Origin of the sequence: Spirulina subsalsa FACHB-351 (assembly GCF_026130165.1) — a bacterium.
Lineage (GTDB): Bacteria > Cyanobacteriota > Cyanobacteriia > Cyanobacteriales > Spirulinaceae > Spirulina_A > Spirulina_A subsalsa_A.
Genome location: NZ_JAIHOM010000039.1, coordinates 1 through 24,702, shown reverse-complemented (window position 1 = coordinate 24,702; position 24,702 = coordinate 1). Strand labels below are relative to the sequence as shown.

Genomic DNA, 24,702 nt, shown 5'->3' with positions numbered 1-24,702 from the left:
CCACCTTTCCTGCCAACCCTTCTGTTATCCTGCCCATGGTTTCCCCCCGTCCCATTATTTTAGTTGAAGATAATCCCGATGATGAACGCTTAACCTTGCGATCGCTCCGTCGGAGTAAAATCACCAACCCGATTTTAATTGCGCGCAACGGCGAAGAAGCGTTAAATTTGATTTTTAGCACCTATCCCTTGCCAACGGTGGTGTTATTAGACCTAAAACTACCGAAGATAAGCGGCTTAGATGTTTTGCGTAGACTACGAAGCGAGCCAAGGTTTAAAACCTTACCCGTCGTGGTTTTAACGTCCTCCAGCGAAGAACCCGATATTCTCGAAAGCTACAACTTAGGAGCCAATAGTTACGTCCGAAAGCCCGTCGATTTTGAGCAATTTGCCCAAGCTGTTTCGCAATTAGGTTTGTATTGGGCCTTAATCAATGAGCCAATCCCCACAGAGGAACCGAGGGAGTAATTATGCCGGAAGCACTGCATCTTTTATTAATTGAAGACTCGGATGATGATGCCGAGTTATTACTGCGGGTATTGCGACGGGATGGATTTGATCTGATTTGGGAACGGGTGCAAACAGCCCAGGCACTGCGGGAAGCCCTACCCCACCAGCCTTGGGATGTGATTGTCTCCGATTATAACCTCCCCGGTTTTGATGCTCCCACCGCCCTAGAAATCCTCAAGGAAAGCCAACAGGATATTCCCTTTTTGGTGGTGTCGGGAACCATTGGGGAAAAATTGGCCGTGGAGATGATGAAAACCGGAGCCAGCGACTACATTATGAAGGGGAATTTAGCCCGGTTGCCGGAGACAGTGCGCCGGGAAATGCGAGAAGCTCAAACTCGCCGTGAACGTCGCCAAGCCGAGCAAGCCTTGCGGGAGAGTGAGCGTCGCAACCATGCCGTATTGATGGCGATTCCTGATTTAATGTTTCGGGTGGGGGCTGATGGGGTTTATCGAGGTTTTGTCACCTCCTCTCGTTGTGGAGATGTAATTCCCGCCCAGATTGACCCCACGGGAAAATCAATAACGGCCATGTTGCCCCCAGAGTTGGCAGAACGCCAGCTTCACTACATTCGCCAAGCCCTAGAAACGGGGGAATTGCAAGTTTATGAGCAAACCCTCTGGGTGAATAACCGCCGTCAGGATGAAGAGGTGCGGGTGGTGAAAAGTGGGGAGGATGAGGTGTTATTCATGGTGCGGGATATTACCCAGAAGCAAGCTGCACTGCGTCAACGCCAGCAGGCAGAGGAGCAACTCCATCGCCTCAACCAAGAGCTAGAAACCAAGGTCGCCCAACGCACGGCTGAACTTCAAAAACGGGAAGCCCAATTACAAAAACTCTCGGAACGTCTCTCCCTAGCTTTAAAATCGGCATCAATGGGGTGTTGGACGTGGCAATTGCAGGACAACACGCTGATCTGGGATGAACAGATGCGAGAAATTTACCATTTCCCCCTAGATGCCCAGATCACCTATGAACAGTGGCAGGAATATGTCCACCCGGAGGATCTGCGGCGCTTGACTGAAGATATGGCTAAGGTTCTCAAAACCGGGAGGGAATACAATACTGAATTTCGCATTTTCCTACCTGATGGCAAGATTCGCCACCTTAAAATCTATGGGGTGGTGGTGCGGGATGAGGCGGGGCATCCTCTGACCATGACGGGGGTCAATGTGGATATTAGCGAACAGCACGCCGCACTGGTTCAACGGGAACGAGCTGAACAAGACCTGCGGGCATCTCAACAGTTTTTACAAACTGTTTTAGATACGGTTCCCCTAGCTGTATTCTGGAAAGATTGCGCACTCCATTATCAAGGCTGTAATGGTCAATTCGCCAGAACTTTGGGGGCTGATTCTCCCGAGCAGGTGGTGGGGAAAACCGATTTTGATCTCTACACTGAGGCAGAAGCGTTGAGATATCGCCGCCTTGATCAGCAGGTGATTGAATCGGGATCTCCCCTGATCGGTATTGTGCAACAGGCGATTTTTCCCGATGGGGACTTGCATTGGCTGGATATCAATAAGCTGCCTCTGCGGGATTGGAGGGGGCATATTATTGGGGTGGTGGGAACTTTTCAGGATATTACCGATCGCAAACGAGCAGAAAATGCTCTCCAGGAAAGTGAGGAAAAATTCCGACAATTGGTACAGGGGATTGATGCGGTTTTTTGGATTATTGAACTCGAACGCACGGAGAGAGTCTATGTCAGCCCAGCTTATAGTCGCATCTGGGGCCGCACGTCAGATGAACTTTATATTTCGCCTCATGCTTGGGTGGAGGCGATTCACCCGGAGGATCGTGCTGGTATTATGGCAGCGATTCCTAAACAAATCAAAGGGGAATATGATGAGGAATATCGGATTGTGCGCCCCGATGGGGAAATTCGCTGGATTCGCGATCGCGCTTTCCCCATCCCTAATGCCCAAGGTCAGATCTATCGGGTGGCTGGCATTGCTGAAGATATCACCGATCGCAAAATAGCCCAAGCCCAACTGCAAGCAACTAACGAAGAACTGATCCGCGCTACCCGTCTCAAGGATGAGTTTCTGGCTAATATGAGTCATGAACTCCGCACCCCCCTCAATGCGATCTTGGGCATGACGGAAGGGCTACAAGAGGAAATTTTCGGCCCCCTCAATGACGGACAACTGAAAGCCCTGCAAACGGTGGAACGGAGCGCCTCTCACCTACTAGAGTTGATTAATGATATTTTGGATGTAGCTAAGATAGAATCGGGTCAGGTGGAGTTAGATTGTTCCTCGACGGCGATCGCCCCTCTGTGTCAATCGAGTCTCTCCTTCATCAAACAGCAAGCCCTGAAAAAACGAATTCAACTCTCGGTTGATCTGCCCTTAAATTTGCCCGATATTGTTCTAGATGAACGGCGCATCCGTCAAGTCTTAATTAATCTGTTGAATAATGCGGTGAAGTTTACCCCTGAGTGGGGGCGCATCGTGTTGAAAGTTACCACAATCCCCCCTTCTGAGTCCGGGAGAAGAACCCACTCCCTCCGATTTGCAGTCATTGACACGGGCATTGGGATTAGCCCCAAAAATATCAAAAAGTTGTTTCAACCCTTTATGCAAATTGATAGCGCCCTCAATCGCCAATATCAAGGCACAGGTTTAGGTTTAGCTCTCACTAAACGGATTGTTGAACTTCATGGCGGACAGGTGGGGTTAACCAGTGAAGAGGGTGTAGGGAGTTGTTTTATGATTGATCTGCCCTATGAAGCGGCCCAGAGGATTCCCGAACAACACCCTGCTAATCTGGGGGTACAAACCAATGATCTGCCAATCAAATCACCGGGCGAATCTTCTCCTCTGCTGTTGTTAGCTGAAGATAATGAAGCCAATATCAGCACAATTTCTAACTATTTAATGGCGAAAGATTATCGAATTGAAGTGGCGAAAAATGGTCAGGAGGCAATTAGTCAGGCTGTGGCTCTATCTCCTGATTTGATCTTAATGGATATTCAAATGCCAGGCATGGATGGACTAGAGGCCATGAAACGGATTCGGGAGATTCCTGAGTTGGCTAGAACTCCTATCATTGCTTTAACGGCGTTGGCGATGGACATTGATCGCGATCGCTGTTTACAAGCAGGGGCGAATGAATACTTGAGTAAGCCCGTGAAATTAAAACAGTTAACCATGACCATTCAGCAGTTATTAACTCCCCCGCTTACCCAAGGGGAATAGGGGGGCAAACAAATATTCTTAAACAATATTCTTGTAATAGCCTTAAAATTCGTTGTAGAATAGATCCTGAAATAATTTTCTCTTTAATCATGGGTGCTAATGGATTGTTAAGTTAAGTATTGATCTTAATTCAATAGCCTGAATATTTAAGTTATTCCAACCGTAAAAATCATGATTAATTTCTCAAAATTATTAGTTGTTGATGATGAACCGGACAACTTTGATGTCATTGAGACTCTATTAAGTAATCAAGACTATGAGTTATACTATTCGGCGAGTGGAGAAGATGCGATTTCAGTTCTTCCAATCATGCAGCCCGATTTAATTTTACTGGATGTGATGATGCCTGTTATGAATGGACTTGAAGTCTGTCGTCGTATCAAAGCGATGCCAGAATGGGCAACAACACCCATCATTATGGTTACAGCTTTATCTTCTAAGGAAAGTCTCGCCGAATGCTTGGCCGCGGGTGCAGATGACTTTATGGGTAAACCGATTAATGCGTTAGAATTACGCGCTCGTGTTCATTCTATGACTTACACTATGCCGCCAATGGCACAGAGGCCATTGCCATTCTGCCCATCATCCAACCGGATTTAATTTTACTGGATGTGATGATGCCTGTTCTAGATGGGATCGAGGTTTGTAAACGCATTAAAGAGATGCCAGAATGGGCAAGAACTCCGATTATTATGGTCACGGCTTTGTCCTCCAAAGACACTCTCGCTGAATGTTTAGCGGCGGGGGCGGATGATTTTATTGCCAAACCTCTAAGTCGGTTGGAACTAATGGCGCGGGTTCGTTCGATGTTGAGAATTCACCAACAATATCAACAGTTAGCGGTGTTTAATACTCAACTGGAGGCAATGGTTGTAGAACGCACAGCCCAGTTAGAAAATTTGCTCAATGTAGATAGTTTGACCCAGTTAGGGAGTCGGGTCTACTTACTGGATAGATTGGCAAAGACTTTCGATTCTGGGGGGAATCGTGCGATCGCCTATTTAGACTGTGATCAATTCAAGTTAGTCAATGGTGCTTTTGGCTATGGGGTAGGAAATGAATTGCTTCAGTCCATCGCCCAACGCCTCAAACAGTATCTACGCCCGGGGGATTTGCTGTGCCGGGTGGGGGAGGATGAGTTTTGCTTTTTGCTCCATCATGTTCCCAATGCTGATGGGTTAATCCCTTGGATTGATCAGGTGATGGCGGGGTTTCTGAGTCCTTTTCAGGTGGCCAACTGTGATATTTTCATGTCGGTTTGTCTGGGACTTGCTCTAGAAGAGGAAGTCGGCACGAGTGGAGAAGCCCTCTTACAAGCGGCGGATATGGCAATGTATAAGGCGAAACTCCGGGGTAAGGGGTGTTCTCAAATCTTTAACCGTGAAATGAAGGCAGCGACGCTAAAACGGTTAACACTAGAAACGGACTTACAACGCGCTTTAGAAGGGCAGGAGTTTATCACTTATTATCAACCCATTATTCGGCTCACCACTCAGGAGATTGTGGGGTTTGAAGCTTTGGTGCGTTGGCGACACCCTGAACGAGGATTGGTGTCACCGGGGGAGTTTATCCCTTGTCTGGAGGAAACGGGTTTGGTGGTGCAGGTGGGTTTAGTGGTGTTAGAACAAGCTTGTCAACAACTCCAGGAGTGGCATCAACAGGGGCATTCAGATTTGATAATGAGTGTGAATCTTTCGGTGCGTCAGTTTGGGAGTGCTACGTTGTTGGCGGATGTGGAGAATGTTCTGGCGAAAACTGGGGTGAATCCTTGGGATCTGAAGTTGGAAATTACCGAAAGTGCTTTGATGGAGAATACAACAATGGCGATCGCGCTGACTGAGGAATTGCGATCGCGACAAATCCAGATCAGCTTAGATGATTTCGGGACTGGGTACTCTTCTTTAGGCTACTTGCACCGTTTCCCCATTGACACCCTGAAAATCGATCGTTCTTTTGTCAACCAAATGCAACCCGGCAACCGCAATTATCAGATGGTGCAAACTATTATTGCGTTGAGTCATCAACTGGGTTTAGCTGTGGTCGCTGAGGGCATTGAAACGCGAGAACAATTACAATATTTGCAAGAACTAGGCTGTGAATTTGGGCAGGGCTACCTATTCTGTCAACCTCTCCCGGCTTCAGAGATTTCCCTTTAGACCCTGTAACCCCCAAGCGTAACCATCAAATACGTGATGGCACAAACAAGGCTGCAAATATCCTCAGAAAAGTAGCCAGCAAGCTAGGCTTAGACCTTAGCCAACTGGGTAGACGGTGTTTGACGACCGTAGCGAGAGTCAGACTTTGGACAATACCAAAATCTACTCTGTCCGCAGAATCTCAGTGTCTTTAGACCTGAGAGTGTCAATACCACAACTATTTAAAGACCAGCGATGCTCATAGGGGATTTTCGCCTGCTCAAAAATGGTTTCGAGTTGGCGCTGTTGGGCGAGCGCCTTGCGCAGAGTAATAATTAACTGTTGTACCTGTTCCCGCATGACTGGAGAATGATCGACAGAAGGCGAGGTCTGGCGTTCTAGGAGTTGTAAGAGCAATTCATAATGAATATGGGACGGGAGGGGGATTTGAGCCATAGAAGCTAAATCCTCAGAGTGGGGCATAGGGTAGGTCATAAAATAGAAAAAGAATGGGACGAATAATCTAAGAGAACAGGTAGGCGATCGCTTCTTGAGGATCTCCTTGTTTGAGCAAAGACTCCCCAACTAGCAGCGCTTGAGCGCCAGCCTCATGGACAACCTGCCGATCTTCGGGAGTGTGAATCCCGGACTCACTAACGACGAGGATGTTTCGTGCTTCTAATTGCTCCCTCCGTGCTGCAATTAACTGGCTGGTGGTTTGTAAATCAACCGAGAAGTTTTCTAAATTCCGATTGTTAATGCCTACTAGGGTAACGTCTTCTACAGCTAAAACGCGATCTAATTCGGCGAGAGTGTGAACTTCGACTAAAGGAGTCATGCCCAAACTTTGGACAATTTTCACGAAGTACCGTAAATCCTGATCGCTGAGAATAGCGGCAATCAAAAGAACCGCATCGGCCCCGTGACTGCGAGCGAGATAGATTTGATAAGGGTAAATAATAAATTCCTTACACAATACTGGAATCTGGACAGTTGAGCGCACTAAGGCCAAATTTTCAAAGCTCCCTTGAAAGAATTCCCGATCCGTTAGTACAGAAATACAACTCGCTCCGGCTTGCTCATAGCTTTGAGCAATGGCCACGGGGTCAAAATCAGCCCGAATCACGCCTTTACTGGGGGAGGCTTTTTTGACTTCGGCAATTAAGGCGGGGGTGGTTTTGCCTTGGCGCAGGGCGGCTAAAAAGTCCAAGGGGGGCGGGACATCTCTCACTCGTTTGCGCAGTTCTAACAGAGAAAGGCGATCGCGCATCCGTTCAACTTCCGTCTCTTTATGCCAGACAATCTTTTCTAAAATATGCCGAGGTTCTGCATCCGGGACTTTAACTTGATAGCGCAAAATGTCCACATTAACCGGAGGACTAGGGTGTTTTCTACGAATTTTCATAGGAGATGAGCATAAAGTACAACATTCAAAGCCAGAGCAAGGATAGAGAATCCCTGCTTTTGTGACGCACTCCTACACTTCCCTGTCGGGGAAGTGTAGGCTTCTCCTCCGAGATTTCCCGGATTGGCGTTTTATACTGAATCAGCAGACCGAGAATAGGCCGGTGGTTTGACCCCCCCATGTCCCCTTTAAGCTGTTACTTTAGCACGCTTAAAGGCTTCATCCAGCACTTCTGAGAGGGTGGGGTGAGTATGGACATTAAACGCCAGATTTTGCACCCCTTGGCGTTGGGCGATCGCATTGGCGGCTTCTTGAATCAAATCCGAAGCGTGGAGGCCAAGAATATGCACCCCCAACAGTTCCCCCGTATCCTGACGATAGACCACCTTGGCGATCCCATCGGTTTCCCCTTCCGCTAAGGCCTTGGAATTGCCCTTAAAATAGGTTTTTGCCGTCGCCACAGTAAACCCTTCCGCTTCCCCTAACTCCCGCGCTTGAGGCTCTGTTAAGCCCACATAGCTAATCTCAGGATGGGTAAAGGCGGCCGCCGGAATACTGCGATAATCCACCGTTTTTTCCCGGCCGCAGATATTTTCCACACAAACCACCCCTTGGGCTGAGGCCGCATGGGCGAGCATCATTTTTCCGGTTGCGTCCCCAATCGCCCAGAGATTCGGCACGACTTGACCATCCAACACCACAGCCATCTGATCATTCACCTCAATAAAGCCCCGACGATTGGGCTGGACTCCCACATTTTCTAAGCCTAGATTCTTGGTCGCCGGAATGCGTCCTGTGGCCACTAAACAAGCATCCACTTCTAACACTTCTAGAGGTTCTTTGGTCTTCGCGTCGGCTAATTCAATCACAACTGGACTGCCGGGGGTGACTTTTTTCGCCAAGGTTCCACTATAGGTTTCAATATCTCGCGGGGTAATTAAAATCCGTTCCGCTAACTTGGCAATTTCCGGGTCAAAACCGGGCATGAGGGTATCTAAGGCTTCAATCATGGTGATTTCACAGCCTAGCGCCGAGTAAATATCGGAGAATTCCAAACCAATGTAGCCACTGCCGATAATAGCAATCCAATCGGGCAAGGTTTCCAGTTTCACGGCCTGATCACTGGTGAATACGGTTTTGCCGTCTATTTCAATGCCCGGCGGCACAAAGGGAATCGATCCCGTAGACAGTAGAATATCCCGGGCGGTGATGAATTTTTCCCCCGTTTCGGTTTTAACGGAGACTTTTTGGGGGGCGGCCACTTTCCCCCAACCTTGAATGGTATCGACTCCGAGGCGCTTTAAGCTGTTAGTTAGGTCGCCGCGAATTTTGCTGACGAGATTATTGGCATGATCGGCGATCGCACCTCGTTCAAAAGCGACACCACCCACCGTTAGACCTAGTGCCGCCAGATGTTGCTGATCCGATAACTCTCGCACCCGTCCTGATGCCGCTAACAAGGCCTTCGACGGAATACAGCCCCGATTCACACAAGTCCCACCCATCTCGGCCGCTTCAATAATCGCCGTCTTCAAGCCACACTGCACCGCGTGTAAGGCTGCACCATGTCCTCCGACACCTGCCCCAATAATGACCAAATCATAATCAAAACTCATCTTCTCGTTGTCCGTGTTGTTTGCGAGTTGGTTTGGATCTATGTCTCCCCCCTTGGTGATTTGGGGACTTTTTATGACACTTTGTTAACCCTCCCATTATACAAGCCGAGGGTCTTCACCCGACATTGCAGATAAAACCCTGCACTTTTGGGTTTTGTCATGTCTTCAGCCAAAAGATCCGGGAAAATAGGTTTAAAACTGGGAATGTTAAGAGAAGAGGATCTAGAGTTAAAGAAGAGCAAAGAACGCCCGTAGTTGATCAAACCCCAAGTTGCAAAATGAATGAATATCACCCTCGTCATGATGCCGATCAGGCTTTTAAGCAATCCCTAGAAGAGTTAAAAGAGATTCTGGAGCCTAAAAAATCGGTTAAACCCCCCCCTACTCCTAAAGAGTCCCTTTCTCTGGCTGATGAGGCCTTATGGGAGGAAGCTGGGGAAGATTTAGAGGTCTATTTCAAGGAAGAGGACGATTGAGACGAGCGCCAGGTTTGCCGTTTCCCTTCGTAGAGGAGTAAAGCGGCGGCGATCGCAACATTCAACGATTCTACCCCCACCGCTAAGGGAATAGTGACTTGTAAATCACTTTGTGCGAGTAAGTCCTGAGATAGTCCGGCCGCTTCATTGCCAAATAATAACAGGGTGTGTTTTTGAAAATCGATTTCCCAGTAGGACAAATCCCCTTGGGGGACAGTGGCAATGACCTGTCCCCCTTGTTGTCGGTAAGCTTTCACCCGTTGGGGTAAATCTCCATAACGGGCCATTGGTACTTGAAAAATAAAGCCGGCTGAAGCGCGCAACACTTTCGGATTATCGAAATCTACACTATCTCCACTGAGCCACAGACCATCACTGGGAATGGCGGCCGCTGTGCGGATAATCGTGCCTAAATTGCCGGGATCTTGCAAGGTTTCTAAAACTACCCCTAAACGGGGAAAGGCCACGGGAGGGGGACTGATCTGATCTCGGGGTAAGGTGGCAATCACCCCATCAGGATTAACAGTTGTCGTGAGCGATCGCAATACCTCATCACTCACCACCTCCAGCCTCGCCGTCCCTTGCTCCAACACTGACCACAATTGGGGATGGCGTTCTTGCCAAATTGGCGTACAACAGATCGTCTCCAAGGGTAAACCCCCCTGACTCGCCATCGCCACCAAATTCGTCCCCTCCAACAGGCACAAATTCTCTTGCCGACGATACTTACTCTGCTGTAACTTCCGCAACTGTTTAATCAAAGGGTTTTGCAAACTGGTAATCAACGCTCCCCCTTTGCCCTACCCCAAGGCCAAATTACAGAACTCAATTCCATCATGCGGAACGCGAGACTTGAACTCGCACAGGATAAACTCCCACTAGAACCTGAATCTAGCGCGTCTACCAATTCCGCCAGTTCCGCATTAATCACGCAATTTTGTATTATTGCACTCCTCCCCTTTTTTGTCAAGGGGGAATATTTTTTTTCAGAAAAATATTCCGTTTTGACTAAAGGTTTCCAGTATAATGCAGCATCTGACAGAGAACCGGAAAATTACAAAAGACTAGACATTTTCCATCTTTCAGGTACAATCAGAACCAAAAATTCAAAAATCGTCACAAACCCTTTGTTGATCGTGGAGAATAAAGCCATTAACCCTTTAATCAGCCCAAAACCCAGTGAAGCCAAACCTGACACTGAGTTAGAGTCCCTCAGAATTTGGGGCAAACATCCCTTGTCCGGTCATGTTCACATTAGCGGGGCGAAAAACTCCGTCCTCGCCATCATGGCCGGCGCGTTGCTTTGTCCCCAACATTGTCGCCTACGCAATGTTCCCAGCCTAGCCGACATTGCCAAAATGCGACAAGTGTTAGAGGCCTTGGGCGTAAAAATAGAGAGGCATAACGACACCCTAGAACTTGATACCAGTCATCTCTCCACCTCCAAAGCTCCCTACGATCTCGTTTCTCAACTCAGAGCGAGTTTTTTTGTCACTGGGCCCCTCCTAACTCGTTTAGGTACCGCCCGGGTTCCCTTACCCGGCGGCTGTGCCATTGGCGCTAGACCCGTAGATCTCCACGTTCGGGGTTTGCAAGCGATGGGCGCAGAAGTTCACATTGAACACGGCATCGTTCACGCTGATATCCGGGGCAGTGGCGGGCGTTTAAAGGGGGCGAAAATTTATCTCGACTATCCTAGTGTCGGGGCAACCGAAACCCTCCTGATGGCCGCCACCTTGGCAGATGGGGAGACGATTATTGAAAACGCCGCCCAAGAACCGGAAGTCGAAGATTTAGCCAACTTCTGCCGGGCAATGGGGGCAAAAATTCGCGGCGCAGGCACGAATACCATCACCATTGTTGGGGTGCCGAATTTACACAGCGTAGACTATGGCATTATCCCTGACCGCATTGAAGCGGGAACGTTTTTGGTGGCCGGGGCTATCACCCACTCAGAAATCAGTATTTCTCCCGTGATTCCCGAACACCTCACCCCTGTCATTGCCAAGTTAAAAGATATTGGCTCAGAAATCGTCCTCGACGGTCCCAATCGTCTGCGGATTATTCCCGGAGAATTGCGCGCTACAGATATTGAAACCTTACCCTATCCCGGTTTCCCGACAGATATGCAAGCCCAGTTAATGGCCCTGTTGACCTTGGCGGAGGGGAATAGTGTAGTGACAGAAACGGTGTTTGAGAACCGGATGCGTCATGTGGCGGAATTAGTCCGCATGGGGGCTGATATTCGCATCAAAGGGCAAAACGCGATTATTCGCGGGGTGTCCCACCTTTCCGGTGCGCCTGTGTTGGCCACGGATTTACGCGCATCGGCGGCCCTAGTGTTGGCGGGTTTGGCCGCAGAAGGGGAGACGCTGGTGCAAGGGCTACACCACTTAGACCGAGGCTATGATGATTTAGAGACGAAGTTGAAGGGGTTAGGAGCGAAGGTACAACGGGTTTCCCCTTAAGAGTAACAATTAATGCCGTGTCTAGAGGAATGTCAAGTAAGCACACTCTAGACGCTGGGTTTGGTGATTTTCTAGAGGCATTAAACCAAATAGCGACACCCGAACCCCACCTGCCTTGGGCGAGGTGGGGTGGGTTTCATGGACGTTGCTTGGAAACGAGATGTCTACTCATCAATTGTTCAATTTTCTTAATATTTGTGCTTCAATCCTTGTACTTGTGATAGAGTAAATATACGGAATGTCTCAACATATCTGTACGGAGTTCATCGTTGGAAACTCGGAGAGATTAGAAAGCTGGAGAGATTGAAAACCCGGAGAGGTCGGTTCGGCTTTTGCTGGGCGAGACTTTCGACTGCCCTGCGCTGTAACCCCGCGCTGTGGAGTCTGCTAGAGGCATGGCTCGGCGTAGGGATAAGAGATTTCTTTGGCTTGAACTGGAACGACTGCAATCGGAAAGCCAAAAAACCAATAGCATAAAAACCGATCTATAGGTGGGGCTTGCTGAATAACTCGGGGAGTCGGGAATCGGGAATCGGGGAATTAAGAATTATTCCCTATTACCTATTCCCTTGTTGAGTCTAGCGTTGGGCTTTTTCAGCAAGCCCTAGGTGGAGAGCCAGAGGGGATGGAAGACCCCTGAGATTGGTCTGTTGAGCGTCTATAACATGGGGGGTTAGTGCTTAAGGGGTCTAAGTTGGTCAAATAGCAAGTACACCACGTTTCTATTCCCTCTCCACTGTTTTTCTATTGTCACTTTGAAAAAGTATTTCTGATCAAGAGTTGTTGATCAAGAGATCGCGCAGCGTCTATTTCTGAGAATTGCCCAGTTCTAATGAATTGGGAGGGAGGATTATGTTTTTAGAATATCAGCCCACTCGCGAACTAATCGAAGTCATGCGGATTGAAGACCTCTTTGATCCTTGCTTACCCGAAATTATGGGACGTTCTCATGCCGGGGAAGAAATGCAAGATCCTTTAATTTATCCGAAAGTGGATCTGCGTTTTCCGTCCGGTGAACCCCTGCCCCTTTGCTGGATTGACCCCGACTATCGTATTGTGCGGAGTCCGGGGAGTGCTGTGGCGAAAACCTGTTAGATGGCGTTAAAAGCCGATTTCAACAGAACCCCATAAACTTGGGTTATGGTGGAAGGAACAGAGCGAGACAGTATCTGTTCCTTTTTGCTGTTTCCATTCTGTTGTCTTTCCTTCTCCTATTGAGCTTATGAAAAACTTTCTACTATGTTGCTTATTTATTCTTGGGTTAGGGTTTGCCCTCTCCCAGTTTAAAGGTTTAGCTAATCAGGGGGAATATGATTCCCTGATCTTAAACTTCCGGAATGATATTCCCCAAGAACAAGTTGAACAACAGGTCAAGGCGATCGCAAAACAATATAACCTAACCCCAGAATTCAACAGCGAGTTTTCCAAGGGCGATCGCATTTACATCCTCAAAGGCGACAAAGAAACCGTCGCCACCCTCAAAGAAGCAGGGATTCAAGAAAGCACCGAATATATCGAACCCAACTACATTTATCACAGCTTTTTCACTCCCAACGACCCCGACTATGCCAAACAGTGGAACTTCCGCGCCATCAACCTAGAAACAGCCTGGGCCGAAACTAAAGGCAAAGGAGTCACCGTCGCCGTCATTGATACCGGAGTCACCCAAGTTCCCGACCTAAAAGACACCAAATTCGTCCAAGGCTACGACTTCGTAAACAAGCGCGTTGAAGCCACCGACGACGTAGGACACGGCACCCACGTTGCTGGAACCATTGCCCAATCCACCAACAATAACTACGGCGTAGCAGGCATCGCCTACGAAGCCAAAATCATGCCCATTAAAGTCCTCAGCGCCCAAGGGGGTGGCACCGTCGCCGACATCGCCGAAGGCATCCGCTTCGCCGCCGACCACGGGGCAGATGTGATTAACATGAGTTTAGGCGGTCCCGGAGAAAGTAAACTCATGCAAGATGCCGTCAACTACGCCTATAACAAAGGTGTAGTCATCATCGCCGCCGCCGGAAACGAAAGTCGCAATTCCGCCTCCTATCCCGCCCGCTATCCCCATGTGATTAGCGTCTCTGCCCTTGATTCTGCGGGTCTGAAAGCCCCTTACTCTAACTTTGGTGCAGGAGTAGACATTGCCGCCCCCGGAGGCAGTGAAAACGGCAAAATTCTACAAAACACCATCGACCCTCGCACCAATCAGGCCATCTTTGCTGAATATCAAGGCACCAGTATGGCCGCTCCCCACGTTGCTGGAGTAGCGGCCTTAATCAAAGCCACCGGAGTCAGTGACCCAGCCGAAGTATTCAGCATCCTGCAAGAGTCCGCCCAAAAAGTTGAAGAAGACCCCTTTAATCACTATGGAGCCGGACAACTCAACGCCGGAAAAGCCGTCCAACTAGCGGCGAAAGGACAAATTACCTTTAAAGACTTCTTCCGATGGTTGCGAGAAAACGGCTACTTAAACCCCCGCTTCTGGATTGATGGCGGTGCCGTTGCCCTGCTGCCAAAAATTGCCATGGTCATTGGGTCTTATCTCTTGGCCTTCCTGTTACGCAACTATTTCCCCTTTGCTTGGAGTTGGTCCTTAACCGGAGGACTGATTGCTGGGAGTTCAGGGTTATTCTTCCTGCGCGGTTTCTACGTCTTTGACCTACCTCAAGCCCCCTTCCGGGTGTTAGGGAGTTCGATTCCTGAGTTAGGAACAGCGATTCAAGGGGGAACCATGCTCAATCCCTTGTTTGCTAGTGTCTTGATTCCGGGGATTTTAATTACCTTATTCCTCGGTCATCCTCAATGGAAATGGTTCGCCATTGGCAGTGCGTTAGGGGTGGCCTCCTGTTTAGCGGTGAGTATGTTTGTCAATCCTCAAGTGTGGGGATTGGGGGCCGGTTTGTTGGCTCAAGGCTTTTTAGGCCTTAATGCCTTGTTGTGTTTTGCCTTGGCGAAGTTAGCTAGTCAGAAACACCCCTTAGAAGTTTGAAGTATAAGGATTCTAGCAACCCGGTTTCTGGTGAGGATGGGCGAAAAACTGTCCGATTACACGAGAAACCGGGTTTTTGAATAAAATAGCCGGGGCTTACTGATTACTGTTTTGTCCCTTCCACACAAATCCCATCTAGAAAACTTTCGGGATGTTCTACTTGCGCAAAACGGGAATCTGACCATTCGCCATACTGGCGAACCTGCACGTTTTTAAAGCCATGTTTGACGAAAGCAGCACTTAAAGAATCGGAATCCCACATCCATTGATGGCGATAGTTAGAAAATATTTCTCGGCAGCGAACTAGCATATTTTTCCGGGTGCCTGTATGCCCCATTAATGAATCCTGCATTAGGTTAAATGCTGCTTGGGGTGCTAGGTTTGGGTCTTTTTTCTGTTTAATATAAATATTGACAAGTTGCTCTATATTTGGTACAATTGCCCGAAAAATCCCACCGGGTTTAAGATAAGAATGAATATGATCCATTGCTAGGGCAAAATCTAATAAGGTGAGGTGTTCTAAGACATGGGAAGCATAGATCAAATCACAACTGTTTTTAGGGATATTTAGACCTTGGATAATATTGCCATAAATCACTTCATCGGGCCAATCGGGAGATTTAAGCAATTTGGTTAAAGGTTGACCAATGAGGGGGATTTTTTTAATTCTCAGACTGGGGGAAGCGTCGAGATTTTGCCAACCTTCAGCTACGACTAAACCACAACCAATATTAAGACAAACCCCGGTGTTTTCCATGTAAATTGTTGCCCCTCAAATGCAGCTAAAGGTATAGCGTGAAATTAGTAATCAGTAATCAGTAATCAGTTTGTAGGGCGGGTCAGACCCCATGACTTTGGTTTAGGAGAAGTGACTTTATGCCTGACGCACCCTACGGTTATATCTGTGACTGATTAACGCACAAACTGAGGCATGAGATCAGCTGCTGTGAGTAAACCATAGAAACCCTGACGATGGAACTTAATCCCTGCCTTGAGATAACCAAAGGCGGGGCCGCAGACATTGGCTGCCATGCTAGTTTCATCTCCCAGTGTAAAGGTATGGGTGGAGATTTTGCCCTCAAAGGTGCGCCCTGTTACCTGAACATTGGTACTTAGGGGTTTTTTGGGGTTGCGGGTATCGACTACACCGCCCACAGTGACTTGATGGCGATCGCAAATTCCCGCCAACTCCAACATAATATCATCGGCGTGTTCCATATTCTCTAAGGCGAGAATGCCATTGGTTTGGTCCAACAACTCCGCCACCTCTTGATCACTCATAGCCTGGGCTTTCTCCACACTATACCCCGGTAAATGGGCAATATCTTCCCGAATCGTGGCCCGGTAAGCCTCCCAGTTGGCAATCCCTACCCCAAAGGTAATTTTAACGCTGTGGATTTCGCTATAACTTTGGGCGGCTAAGGTCGCGGCTGCCGTTAATAAACCCGGAGTAGCGCCACAGCCCGTTAAATAGGTGATTCCTGCCCCTTTTAAATCTTCCCGTAGCGTGAGGAGTTGTTCCACCGCGCTGGTGCGTTTGAGCGCATCGACTAACACCCCTCGCCACCCCGATTGAATAAACTGCTGGGCGACTGAAGCCATAAATGTGTTGGGTAAATTGGGTAACGCTAAGAAATAACCATCCACTTCGGCCTTTTCCAGTAAATCTTGAATACTCTGGTGGCTGAGAGTGCCATAAGGTTCTAAATAGCCTACAGTGCCTTGGCTTTGATAGACGGCACGACAGGCTTGGGGGTCTAAACCTGCCGGATTGTAAGCATAGCCTTTGTGGTCGGCAACCGCCACCCATTCCATTTCTTGTTTCTGGGCTAAGATTGTAGCGGCTGCTTGCCCTAATCCTCCAAATCCTAAAACGCCGACTCGGATTTTCCCTTGCACTGGGTTCATGCTGACTTTCTCCATCTGAACAGATTTCTATTATCTGCTTTTCCGGGTCACGTCTTAACCTTAAAATAAATATCTCCCCTCAAGTGACATTATTCCATAGCTCCAACACCTGACGACAAAACTGTTTCAGCTTATCTGCCACATCCGGAGAAGGCAGTGCCTGACCGACAAATTGCCAATTGTCCACCGTTGATAAGCGCCAAGCTTGCCCTTGATGATTAAAGGCTGCCGTTTCAACTCCAATCAAACGGTAAGAGTGTTCAATGGGGTCTTGATGAAACCGAATTTGGACTAAAATACTGCGACCCTGAAAGCGGGGACTCCATCCGGGAAGATGGAATCCAATATCAATGGAGTCCGGGTCTACCCATTCTTGGGTGTCTGGGTCACTGTGCCAAGGTTTGAGATCGGCTTTAGCATCGGGAAATTGACTTTTAAACAGGTTGACAATGGCAGCAATTTTACTGGCCACGGTTAAGCTAGTCGCTTGTTCAGATGCGTTCACTTTCACCTTCCTTGTTTTCGGGTTTCTCAGGAGCTTTTTTGTTTATCTCTAGTTGTAGCGCAATCCTTCCACCTTGATTCTTGCTTTCCAAGCATCTTACCCATCCCATTCGGAATTGTCGAGGGTGCGTGGGGTTTGTTTGAGGGGGAAATCTAATCCCCCTTAGATTGACACTTCACTGCCTAAAGGCGAGTGGATTATTTCCTCAGAGACTCTGGTCTAGCCAATCAGAGATTGACCCCGATATTGAGTATTGATAATTGATAATTGTTCCCGATTGCCGATTCCCTGACTTTGACCAGAGGACTTTCATGCTTAACTGAGTAGAGTCCCAGTCCCCTTGCAGTCTAGCGATGGTCAATTTAAGCCCAAAGAATAGACTTGACCATCCAGTAACAAGCGTGTGATCCCCTTAGCCTGTAAATGGGGTTGGGTTTTTTGGAATAAACTGCCATCGGGGACTTTAATCACCCGTTGAGAACGCTTAGAAAATCGTCTCGCGACCCGGTGATTATCAAAGACAGGCAGGGTTTCCTGTTGCACTTCATCAAGAGGAATATTTCCCAAGTCCCGAAATTCTTCTAAAGGACGGGTGATTAATTCCCCGGAGCGGTCAATGACGAGGTAACAAGTTCTGGGGAAAGCGGCCTCGGATAGGGGAAGGACGTTAACCTTATCGCCGTGAGTATGGGGAATCGTGGGTTCGTCGTCGTCTTCGTCCCAGTCATCCTCGTCATAGTCGTCGAGATCCTCATCCTCATCATCGAGATCGCCGATATCTTCCCCGAGCATTTCTTCTAGGGTGTGAACGTCGTTTTCGTCGTCGTCGAGTTCAAAGTAGTCTTCTCCTGAGACGAGGGAACCGACAGTTATTTTCTTTTTGGGGATGGGTTTAGGTTTCCGTTGGTCGGCGGATTCCGAGGGGATTAGCTCAAAGTCACTTTCTAAGGGACGCTCTGAGAGTAACTCTAACTGATGAGGTTGGGACTCGGATGGACGATCTGATGGACTCTCGGTTTTGCTTCTGGTGAGGATTGGGCGCGATCGCAAGGGTTTGTCCGTTTCCTCTGTCAGGTTGGAGTCTAGTTCCTCTTTGAGTCTCAAGGTCAGATTGCCGGAAGGGGTTGGGATGGCCTCCGTTTCCGGGTGATCTTCGTTTTCCGACTCCTCGGGATCTTGTTGTTGTTCATATAAACTCATGACTTGGGCGGCTCCCGTTGGCGTTCGACTCAAACGCTTCTGTTGAATCAAGTCTTCATACTCGTCTTCTGCTAGGTTGCTCTTGAGAAAGCGGCTAATGGTGGAACTACTGACCTGAAACCGATCCGCCAAGGTCGAGGTTGTTTCTTGGGGCATTCGGTACAGGGTCAGGATTTCTTGTTTATCGGATTCAGTTAATTTTCTAGGACTCATGCTACTTCACCGCTACTGTTAGCCCGTCTGCGCCGACTTTTCCGAGGGCGACTGGAAATGTCATATTCTAGAGCAGCACCAATGGCAAATAAGATGCCACTAAAAACAAAGAATACTTCAAGAAAACCACCACTGGCGTATTCTGTGGGTAAAGTAGCTGCATACTTAAACCACATATCGGCCAAATACTTGGCGAAGGCGGCGGCGGCAATCATGCGCCATGATTGAGAAAAAGTCCCGCCCCAAAAGGCTAACAGGAGCATGGCGGCAACAATCAGCAGGGCTACGTCACAAATGATATAGAAGAAGTTTACGGGTTTAGAAAATTGCAAGAGGAAGTCTTGCAAGGACATTAACCATTCGGGGGGAATGCGGGTTAAACCTTCTTCGGTGGCCAGATCGGAGGTGACAGGGGAGGAAAGAATCTCGGCGGAGGCTACGGGTTCGGCTAGGGCAATCCAGATGGCTAGGGCGCTTCCGGCGATCGCAATGATCGATAAGGTCACCCATTGCCACACTTCCAAGTTTAAGCGTCTCGAAAATACAGCCAGCACCATTCCCCCCCCCACACAGAGGTAGAACGCAATATAAAATAAATCGGCTGGGGAAATTTCTGGATCTAAACCCCAGTAAATTTCCCAAATGCCAAAGATTAAGTCGGCAATAAAATAAGATAAAATTCCGAGTCCAATGCCTAGCCAAACATTGCGACCACTGGCAATTTTTGGGCTGCGCCAGTTTCGATAACACAAGGCTACACCCGCAATAAAGGGGACATATTCGGCGATATAAGTTCCTACTAGGTAAACCATAGAATCTTCAAGGTCTGGTAGGAATATCCCACTGAGAAACAGGGCGAGTGATAAAACGCCCCAAGTAATGCCCCCATAAATAACGGTTTGCCCTTTAACCCAAGATTCTGACTCTGCTGTATTTTCTACAGGGCTACTCATAGCTCTTCCTCTTAGCACTTTATTCCTCTTAACTCTTGTTCGCACAAGAGTCAACCTGTGACCTCGGGATTGCTCCCTCTTGCTCTTCCCCAGTGTTTGGGGTGCAGGTCTGGTTAACTCGCCCAGACGTAACAAACGGGTGGGGAATTTAGCCCACTCAACTGGGTTTAGACTAAATTATGCCTATTTTCATCTTTCTATTCTAGAGGTTTTCTGGACACAAGCGACCTCGATTCTAACGGAGCTTGGTTTTGGTTTTTTTGGGGGGGTGCTGTATCTTTAGCCCCAATCTTTGCCAATGGGAGATTGTTTTAACCAGGTGACGAACTGTTGACATTCTCCCTCGGGGAGGTCTTGTAGGATATCTTCTACTTCCTGGGCAAAGTTGGTGTTCCCGAAGTAGGCTTTGCCCAGTCCATGAACGGCTTGCAGGATAAAAATCAAATGCTGGGACTCCCAGTGGGGGAGTTGATTGGTGTTGAGGGGGTCACATTCGAGGAGTGCGGCGATCGCCTTTTCTGAATTGGCTTGGGGTAATTGCCGACCATCTAAGGCTCCGGCTAAATCTTTTTGGAATAATTTCGCTTGTCTCGTCCCGAGGAGTTCCTCAATATCAAAATAAACCGCCTGCAAAATTAATAAACAAGCTTGAGTGTAACTATCGGGTACCACCTCTAAGGTGGCTCCTTCTGCCAGTAGCTGATCGAGTTGAACTCGTCCCCAAACACTATGGCGATCGCTTTCTTGCAGTAAGACGCAAAATTTCCCCTGATTGTCGGTCAGATCCTTCCAAAAACTAATCGCTTCATCGGCCTGTTCCGCAGAAAAAACCCTGATCAAGCGAAAGGTCTGATCTTGATATTTTAAAATGGGGATTTTTTGATCTCGCTTGGGGTGCTGAATGCTAGAGAGTTCAACATCCTGCCGTTTGAGAATAAACATAGTATGAGTAAGTGACTCCTGACAGGCCGGAATGGGCGTTCCTAGGGGGGGATCAACGAGAGATTTAGCTTGGACTAGACAGACAACTAACCGCCTTCTAGTCCCTTTGCTGATTTCTCATTTCCCCAACCCTAACCGCTATCTTAGTTTATCCTGAGTCTTCATAACAAATATAGCGGTGAGCGGGAAACTCAGAGGCTTTAGCCCTGAGAGGAAAGCGACTCGGGGGACTTCAGTCCCCGTGTCTTTATGCTACAATCAGACCGTCAGTAAGAACAAAAACATCTACGCATTGAAGCATCCTAAGCTTTTTCCTGGTGCTTCCTCCGGTTGTCTCGGCGAACCAAGCGGGGGGCGGCCGTCCTAGTCAATGTGTGCTATCATGGTTAAGCTTCACTGAGTCCCCGTAGCTCAACGGATAGAGCAACTGCCTTCTAAGCAGTGGGTTACAGGTTCGAGCCCTGTCGGGGACGTTTTTGATGGGGAATAATTAGGGCTTGCTGAATAACTCGGGGAGTTGGGAGCAGGGGAGCGGGGGAGCAGGGGGGCAGGGGAGCGGGGGAACAATTATCTATTACCTATTACCTATTCCCTTGTTGAGTCTAGCGTTGGGCTTATTCAGCAGACCCTAATTAACAATTAATTCTTAATGCTCAAATCCCCTAAACCCCCTATTGCCCAGTTCACAGGCCATGTCAATCCTGTTCAACGGCGCATTTCTCGGCTACTTCTAGCGCCTTGGGCATCTAAAGCTAAGACCCGAGATTGAGCGGGGATGCCTTGGGAATTCCAAGCCTCAGTCATGGCTGTAGCGACGGCTTTGGCTTGTTGTGCGTCGGCGAGGGCGAGGAGGGTGGGGCCGGCTCCACTAATTACCAGGCCGTAGGCTCCGGCGGCTAGGGCAGCTTCTTCAACCACTTGATAGCCGGGGATGAGAAACTGGCGGTAGGGTTGATGGATGCGGTCTTTCAGGGCGGTTTTGAGCCAATCCCCCCGGCCCCGTTCGAGGCCTTTAATTAATAGCCCAAAATGGGAGACGTTAAAAATGGCATCGCGGCGACTCACTTCTAGGGGTAAGACGGAACGGGCCTCTTCGGTGGAGAGGGTGAAGTTGGGGACGGCGACTACGGGGAGGATGGTGTTGTGCCAAGCAATTTCACAGATTTGCCATTGTCCATCTTCTTGGCGGGCGGAGAGACGACAGCCTCCTTGGATGGCGGGGACGACGTTATCGGGATGGCCTTCCATGGCGATCGCTAATTCAATAATGTCTCGGGTACTCAGGGGAGTCCCGGCGAGTTGATTCGCCCCCAATAATCCAGCCACAATTGCGGTGGCAGAACTGCCTAAGCCCCGCGCCAAGGGAACGCCTAATTTGACGGTAATTTCCACCGGGGGCGGGCTTTGTTTCAACTGTTCGTAAAATTTGGCAAAGGCTTGATAGACCAAATTGCTGCTATCGGTGCTGACTTGACTGGACTGAGAACCCACGACCTTAATTTTCAAAGGGTCTGAGGAAAATTCACTGCCCAGGACAAAATCAAATTGATTGTACAAAGTTAAAGCAGCGCCAATACAGTCGAAACCGGGTCCCAAGTTGGCCGTTGTTGCAGGAACCGTTGCAAAAGCAATGAGTGGCATAGAGGATAGGGGGGGTGAATCGTTAAAGCGTGGAGTGACCTAATGCCAGTCCTACGACCAACATTCCTAAAACGAGGAAGGGTTGAGCGCTGGCCTGATATTTCACGTCATTTTTTAGGGGGTCACGCAAAAAGTACATATCTTGGAAGGTGATTTGGGGAATGACCAACAGGAGGAGAATGGTGGCGTAAAGGTTTTGACCAATGGTGATCAAATACAGGGCTACGCCTCCTTGAAAGAGGTCGATCATTAGGACACAAATCCAAGCGGCTGTTCCTACGCCAAACATGACGGGGAGGGATTTTAACCCCAGTTGGCGATCGCCTTCTACGCTTTTGAAGTCGTTTACTACGGCAATCCCTAGGCCGGCCAAACTATAAAACAAGGTTAACCAGACGATGGTCCAGTTCAGTTGGCCGAAGAGGGCATGACCTGCACACCAAGGCAGGGCGATATAACTCGACCCGAGGGCGTAGTTCCCCAGCCAGCCATTTTGTTTTAACTTCAAGGGCGGGGCGGAGTAAATATAAGCTAAAAATGCCCCCAATAGGGTTAAACAAAGCATGGAGGGGAATTCATGACCCGCCCAGAGATCCAACAGATAGCTAATCCCTAATCCACTCAAGAGTAGGACTAAAATCTGTGTCACCACTTGGGGGACAGAAATTGCCCCTGATGGAATGGGACGATAGGGTTCATTAATGGCATCGATTTCCCGGTCATAGAAATCATTGAGGGTTTGGGTATAACCTGCCATTAACGGGCCTGAGAGTAACATACAGGTAAAGGCTTTTAACAGGTCTTCTAGTCCCCAAACATACCCCCCAGAGGAGGCTGCACCACAAACGACTCCCCAAATGAGGGGAATCCAAGTGATGGGTTTCATTAACTGCAAGCGGATTTTCCAGATGTTGGTTTCTCCGGATGCAGCCCCTTTCATGCCGAGGAGTTGCCGGGTTTTAGAACCTGTGTCGGTTTGGACTTCGTTGTTCGTCATGACAGGAGCAGTAGATAAAGGTTTTACACCGAAATCACGAGATAAGAATCTTGAAATTTAGCCCCTTTGACGGGACATCCGGTTAGGGGATGGGGAAGGGTGATATTTCGCCGTTGATCCCCGGCTTCAATGGTAATTTCTGGCCCGTATTGGGTCAGTTTGACTTGTTTTTTGTCAAATCCGGGGAGAAAAACCCGCACTTGACGGGCTGATACGTCAATGGTGATGGGTTGGGGGATGTTGGCGGGATTTTGTAGGGAGGGCAAGGCCTCCATGAGGGTTTGCCAATCATCCCCGGTGGTTCGGGGCAGGGGGGTGACGGTTAAAGGGGCAAATTGGGAGGCTAAGTCTCCGCTATTACCGCCTGTGTTGGCAATCACGCCGCCGACGGAGAGTCCGACCTGTTGGGCGCTTCCCCAAAGGTATTGGGCTTGGGCGATCGCACTGGCTTGTTCCGTTGTGACTAAATAGGCTAAAACCTGTTTAGGGTCGGTCAGAGCGGCTTTCCCCTGGTCCAATAAGGAGGTCACTTCTTGGGTGGGTTGTTCGGCAAAGTCATCAAAGGACCAACTGACGTTAAATAATGCCGCGCTGACGGGCTGGACGAAGGGGGACAGGGCTTTGCCAAAGTCGGACTCGCGGAAGACTTGGCGGAAGCGGCGAAAATACCAACTGGCGTTTTCGGGGATGCCCAACATCCGCAGGGTGGTTAAGTCGCCGGAGCCATCATAAATAATGACATCATATTGACCACTGGTGTTATATTCCCGGATGGCGTTGAGATACAGGGCGGTATCCATGCCGGGGAATATGCTTAATTCTTGACCGTAGACGTTTTTTAAGGTGGGCGATCGCAAATATTTGGCTTCTAGTTGCTTCACCTCTTCCCAGGCCTTCTCGATTAGGTGGGTGGCTTGTAATTGAACGGCCCAAAGGTTCGCGCCAATGTTCAGGGGATCCCCTTCTAGGTTGACCCCTAATATCAAACCAAAGGCGGGGCTAGGATCGCTGGATACCAATAGCACCCGCACCCCTTCGCCGGAGAGTTTTTTGGCGGCGGCGATCGCCACTGTACTGCGACCACTGCCCCCTTTGCCTAAAAATGTTAAAACTTGAGCCATGCCTTAGTTTTCAATTGCTCGCAGTTCGTCTTCAAAAAACCAGCTTGAACTTTGATCGTCAAATTTCACTACAGCCCCGACCCCATTCCCATCGGTCATTTTATAGCCTTCGACCACCCCAGTTTTTCCCAATTTATCGGCAATGTCTTTAGCAACCCGATCTCTGAGTCGGCAAACTTGTACCTTTGTTCCGATTTCCATTCCTACTCCAATTCCAATTGTTGTGTAATTAGACCATTACACAGTTTAGCAAACTGCGGGATTCATCAGGATGGCCCGACTCATTAAGACTGGCTGAGAAGAGCCAGAAAGCTGACTAGACAAGGCACAGAGAAGTCTAAGACCCTGAAAAAAGAGGTAGGGCTTGCTGAATAACTCCGGGAGCAGGGGAGTGGGGGAGTGGGGGAGAAGGGGAGGA

General features: G+C 48.8%; 20 protein-coding genes, 2 tRNA genes and 2 pseudogenes. 9 read left to right on the top strand and 15 right to left on the bottom strand.

The genetic code is table 11. The annotated features are described in order from the left end of the window. Window positions 1-35: 35 nt before the first annotated feature. The 4 genes and pseudogenes from K4A83_RS09755 to K4A83_RS09740 all read left to right on the top strand — a co-directional run. Window positions 36-467 (top strand): response regulator, encoded by a 432-nt coding sequence (locus K4A83_RS09755; protein ID WP_265264313.1) that lies wholly within the window; start codon window positions 36-38, stop codon window positions 465-467. 2 nt (window positions 468-469) lie between these two features. Further along, window positions 470-3,712 (top strand): PAS domain-containing protein, encoded by a 3,243-nt coding sequence (locus tag K4A83_RS09750; protein ID WP_265264312.1) that lies wholly within the window; start codon window positions 470-472, stop codon window positions 3,710-3,712. A 171-nt stretch (window positions 3,713-3,883) separates the two neighbouring features. Further along, a pseudogene (locus K4A83_RS09745) lies at window positions 3,884-4,246 on the top strand (response regulator); the annotation flags it as partial. Next, window positions 4,243-5,868 (top strand): annotated as a pseudogene (locus tag K4A83_RS09740) (two-component system response regulator); the annotation flags it as partial. The pseudogenes K4A83_RS09745 and K4A83_RS09740, both read left to right, overlap by 4 nt. Window positions 5,869-6,030: 162 nt before the next feature. Here K4A83_RS09740 and K4A83_RS09735 read toward each other — a convergent pair. The 3 genes from K4A83_RS09735 to lpdA all read right to left on the bottom strand — a co-directional run bounded on the left by K4A83_RS09735 (window position 6,031) and on the right by lpdA (window position 8,868). Further along, a complete protein-coding gene (locus tag K4A83_RS09735; protein ID WP_407809986.1) occupies window positions 6,031-6,303 on the bottom strand; it encodes a DUF5340 domain-containing protein in 273 nt (90 codons plus the stop codon). 67 nt (window positions 6,304-6,370) lie between these two features. Continuing rightward, window positions 6,371-7,252, bottom strand: coding sequence for an indole-3-glycerol phosphate synthase TrpC (gene trpC / locus K4A83_RS09730; RefSeq protein WP_265264308.1), 882 nt, complete (start codon window positions 7,250-7,252; stop codon window positions 6,371-6,373). Between the two features lie 188 nt (window positions 7,253-7,440). Then, window positions 7,441-8,868: a dihydrolipoyl dehydrogenase gene (lpdA, locus tag K4A83_RS09725; RefSeq protein ID WP_265264307.1), complete on the bottom strand. Its 1,428-nt coding sequence runs from the start codon at window positions 8,866-8,868 to the stop codon at window positions 7,441-7,443. Between the two features lie 278 nt (window positions 8,869-9,146). On the opposite strand from lpdA, the gene K4A83_RS09720 reads away from it, so the two are divergent. Beyond that, on the top strand, window positions 9,147-9,344 hold the full coding sequence (locus K4A83_RS09720; RefSeq protein ID WP_265264306.1) for a hypothetical protein: 198 nt from the start codon (window positions 9,147-9,149) through the stop codon (window positions 9,342-9,344). Here K4A83_RS09720 and K4A83_RS09715 read toward each other — a convergent pair. Next, window positions 9,320-10,129, bottom strand: coding sequence for a TrmH family RNA methyltransferase (locus K4A83_RS09715; protein ID WP_407809984.1), 810 nt, complete (start codon window positions 10,127-10,129; stop codon window positions 9,320-9,322). The genes K4A83_RS09720 and K4A83_RS09715 overlap by 25 nt on opposite strands. Before the next feature lie 52 nt (window positions 10,130-10,181). Continuing rightward, window positions 10,182-10,266: transfer RNA gene (locus K4A83_RS09710), tRNA-Leu, on the bottom strand. 214 nt (window positions 10,267-10,480) lie between these two features. Between K4A83_RS09710 and murA the strand changes: the two genes are divergently transcribed. The 3 genes from murA to K4A83_RS09695 all read left to right on the top strand — a co-directional run bounded on the left by murA (window position 10,481) and on the right by K4A83_RS09695 (window position 14,804). Beyond that, on the top strand, window positions 10,481-11,812 hold the full coding sequence (murA, locus tag K4A83_RS09705; RefSeq protein WP_265264304.1) for a UDP-N-acetylglucosamine 1-carboxyvinyltransferase: 1,332 nt from the start codon (window positions 10,481-10,483) through the stop codon (window positions 11,810-11,812). 852 nt (window positions 11,813-12,664) lie between these two features. Beyond that, window positions 12,665-12,907 carry an acetyltransferase gene (locus K4A83_RS09700; RefSeq protein ID WP_265264303.1) on the top strand — a complete coding sequence of 81 codons (243 nt, stop codon included), beginning with the start codon at window positions 12,665-12,667 and terminating at the stop codon, window positions 12,905-12,907. Window positions 12,908-13,034: 127 nt separating this feature from the next. Then, window positions 13,035-14,804, top strand: coding sequence for a S8 family peptidase (locus K4A83_RS09695; RefSeq protein ID WP_265264302.1), 1,770 nt, complete (start codon window positions 13,035-13,037; stop codon window positions 14,802-14,804). 103 nt (window positions 14,805-14,907) lie between these two features. Here the strand turns inward: K4A83_RS09695 and K4A83_RS09690 are convergent, their stop codons facing one another. From K4A83_RS09690 to K4A83_RS09665, 6 genes are all read right to left on the bottom strand, one after another. Further along, window positions 14,908-15,561 (bottom strand): class I SAM-dependent methyltransferase, encoded by a 654-nt coding sequence (locus tag K4A83_RS09690; protein WP_265264301.1) that lies wholly within the window; start codon window positions 15,559-15,561, stop codon window positions 14,908-14,910. A 155-nt stretch (window positions 15,562-15,716) separates the two neighbouring features. After that, the gene (gene bioU / locus K4A83_RS09685) at window positions 15,717-16,712 is read right to left on the bottom strand and encodes a (S)-8-amino-7-oxononanoate synthase BioU (RefSeq protein WP_265264300.1); all 996 of its coding nucleotides are present in this window, start codon (window positions 16,710-16,712) and stop codon (window positions 15,717-15,719) included. Window positions 16,713-16,791: 79 nt separating this feature from the next. Next, entirely contained in the window at window positions 16,792-17,217 is a 426-nt protein-coding gene (locus K4A83_RS09680) for a hypothetical protein (protein WP_265264299.1), read from the bottom strand. A 357-nt stretch (window positions 17,218-17,574) separates the two neighbouring features. Then, a complete protein-coding gene (locus K4A83_RS09675) occupies window positions 17,575-18,630 on the bottom strand; it encodes a helix-turn-helix domain-containing protein (protein ID WP_265264298.1) in 1,056 nt (351 codons plus the stop codon). After that, window positions 18,627-19,583, bottom strand: a complete 957-nt coding sequence (locus K4A83_RS09670; RefSeq protein WP_265264297.1) for a hypothetical protein — start codon at window positions 19,581-19,583, stop codon at window positions 18,627-18,629. The genes K4A83_RS09675 and K4A83_RS09670 overlap by 4 nt, the downstream gene beginning before the upstream one ends. A 279-nt stretch (window positions 19,584-19,862) precedes the next feature. Then, window positions 19,863-20,525 (bottom strand): Npun_F0813 family protein, encoded by a 663-nt coding sequence (locus K4A83_RS09665; protein WP_265264296.1) that lies wholly within the window; start codon window positions 20,523-20,525, stop codon window positions 19,863-19,865. Between the two features lie 400 nt (window positions 20,526-20,925). Here K4A83_RS09665 and K4A83_RS09660 point away from each other — a divergent pair. After that, window positions 20,926-20,998: transfer RNA gene (locus K4A83_RS09660), tRNA-Arg, on the top strand. A gap of 232 nt (window positions 20,999-21,230) precedes the next feature. On the opposite strand, the gene thrB is transcribed toward K4A83_RS09660, so the two are convergent. The 4 genes from thrB to petP are packed head-to-tail and all read right to left on the bottom strand — an operon-like array spanning window position 21,231 to window position 24,485. Beyond that, on the bottom strand, window positions 21,231-22,166 hold the full coding sequence (gene thrB, locus K4A83_RS09655) for a homoserine kinase (protein WP_265264295.1): 936 nt from the start codon (window positions 22,164-22,166) through the stop codon (window positions 21,231-21,233). 22 nt (window positions 22,167-22,188) lie between these two features. Next, window positions 22,189-23,163 carry a chlorophyll synthase ChlG gene (chlG, locus tag K4A83_RS09650; protein WP_265264294.1) on the bottom strand — a complete coding sequence of 325 codons (975 nt, stop codon included), beginning with the start codon at window positions 23,161-23,163 and terminating at the stop codon, window positions 22,189-22,191. Window positions 23,164-23,186: 23 nt separating this feature from the next. Continuing rightward, window positions 23,187-24,284 carry a Get3/ArsA fold putative tail anchor-mediating ATPase NosAFP gene (locus tag K4A83_RS09645; RefSeq protein WP_265264293.1) on the bottom strand — a complete coding sequence of 366 codons (1,098 nt, stop codon included), beginning with the start codon at window positions 24,282-24,284 and terminating at the stop codon, window positions 23,187-23,189. Between the two features lie 3 nt (window positions 24,285-24,287). Then, the gene (petP, locus tag K4A83_RS09640) at window positions 24,288-24,485 is read right to left on the bottom strand and encodes a cytochrome b6f subunit PetP (RefSeq protein ID WP_265264292.1); all 198 of its coding nucleotides are present in this window, start codon (window positions 24,483-24,485) and stop codon (window positions 24,288-24,290) included. Window positions 24,486-24,702: the final 217 nt, after the last annotated feature.

Coding starts and splice junctions, on each gene's coding strand:
- K4A83_RS09750 (WP_265264312.1), top strand. CDS start 470: ATGCCGGAAGCACTGCATCTTTTATTAATTGAAGACTCGGATGATGAT.
- bioU (WP_265264300.1), bottom strand. CDS start 16,712: ATGAACCCAGTGCAAGGGAAAATCCGAGTCGGCGTTTTAGGATTTGGA.
- K4A83_RS09675 (WP_265264298.1), bottom strand. CDS start 18,630: ATGAGTCCTAGAAAATTAACTGAATCCGATAAACAAGAAATCCTGACC.
- K4A83_RS09720 (WP_265264306.1), top strand. CDS start 9,147: ATGAATGAATATCACCCTCGTCATGATGCCGATCAGGCTTTTAAGCAA.
- chlG (WP_265264294.1), bottom strand. CDS start 23,163: ATGACGAACAACGAAGTCCAAACCGACACAGGTTCTAAAACCCGGCAA.
- petP (WP_265264292.1), bottom strand. CDS start 24,485: ATGGAAATCGGAACAAAGGTACAAGTTTGCCGACTCAGAGATCGGGTT.
- lpdA (WP_265264307.1), bottom strand. CDS start 8,868: ATGAGTTTTGATTATGATTTGGTCATTATTGGGGCAGGTGTCGGAGGA.
- K4A83_RS09665 (WP_265264296.1), bottom strand. CDS start 20,525: ATGTTTATTCTCAAACGGCAGGATGTTGAACTCTCTAGCATTCAGCAC.
- K4A83_RS09645 (WP_265264293.1), bottom strand. CDS start 24,284: ATGGCTCAAGTTTTAACATTTTTAGGCAAAGGGGGCAGTGGTCGCAGT.
- trpC (WP_265264308.1), bottom strand. CDS start 7,252: ATGAAAATTCGTAGAAAACACCCTAGTCCTCCGGTTAATGTGGACATT.
- K4A83_RS09670 (WP_265264297.1), bottom strand. CDS start 19,583: ATGAGTAGCCCTGTAGAAAATACAGCAGAGTCAGAATCTTGGGTTAAA.
- K4A83_RS09695 (WP_265264302.1), top strand. CDS start 13,035: ATGAAAAACTTTCTACTATGTTGCTTATTTATTCTTGGGTTAGGGTTT.
- K4A83_RS09755 (WP_265264313.1), top strand. CDS start 36: ATGGTTTCCCCCCGTCCCATTATTTTAGTTGAAGATAATCCCGATGAT.
- K4A83_RS09700 (WP_265264303.1), top strand. CDS start 12,665: ATGTTTTTAGAATATCAGCCCACTCGCGAACTAATCGAAGTCATGCGG.
- K4A83_RS09690 (WP_265264301.1), bottom strand. CDS start 15,561: ATGGAAAACACCGGGGTTTGTCTTAATATTGGTTGTGGTTTAGTCGTA.
- thrB (WP_265264295.1), bottom strand. CDS start 22,166: ATGCCACTCATTGCTTTTGCAACGGTTCCTGCAACAACGGCCAACTTG.
- K4A83_RS09735 (WP_407809986.1), bottom strand. CDS start 6,303: ATGGCTCAAATCCCCCTCCCGTCCCATATTCATTATGAATTGCTCTTA.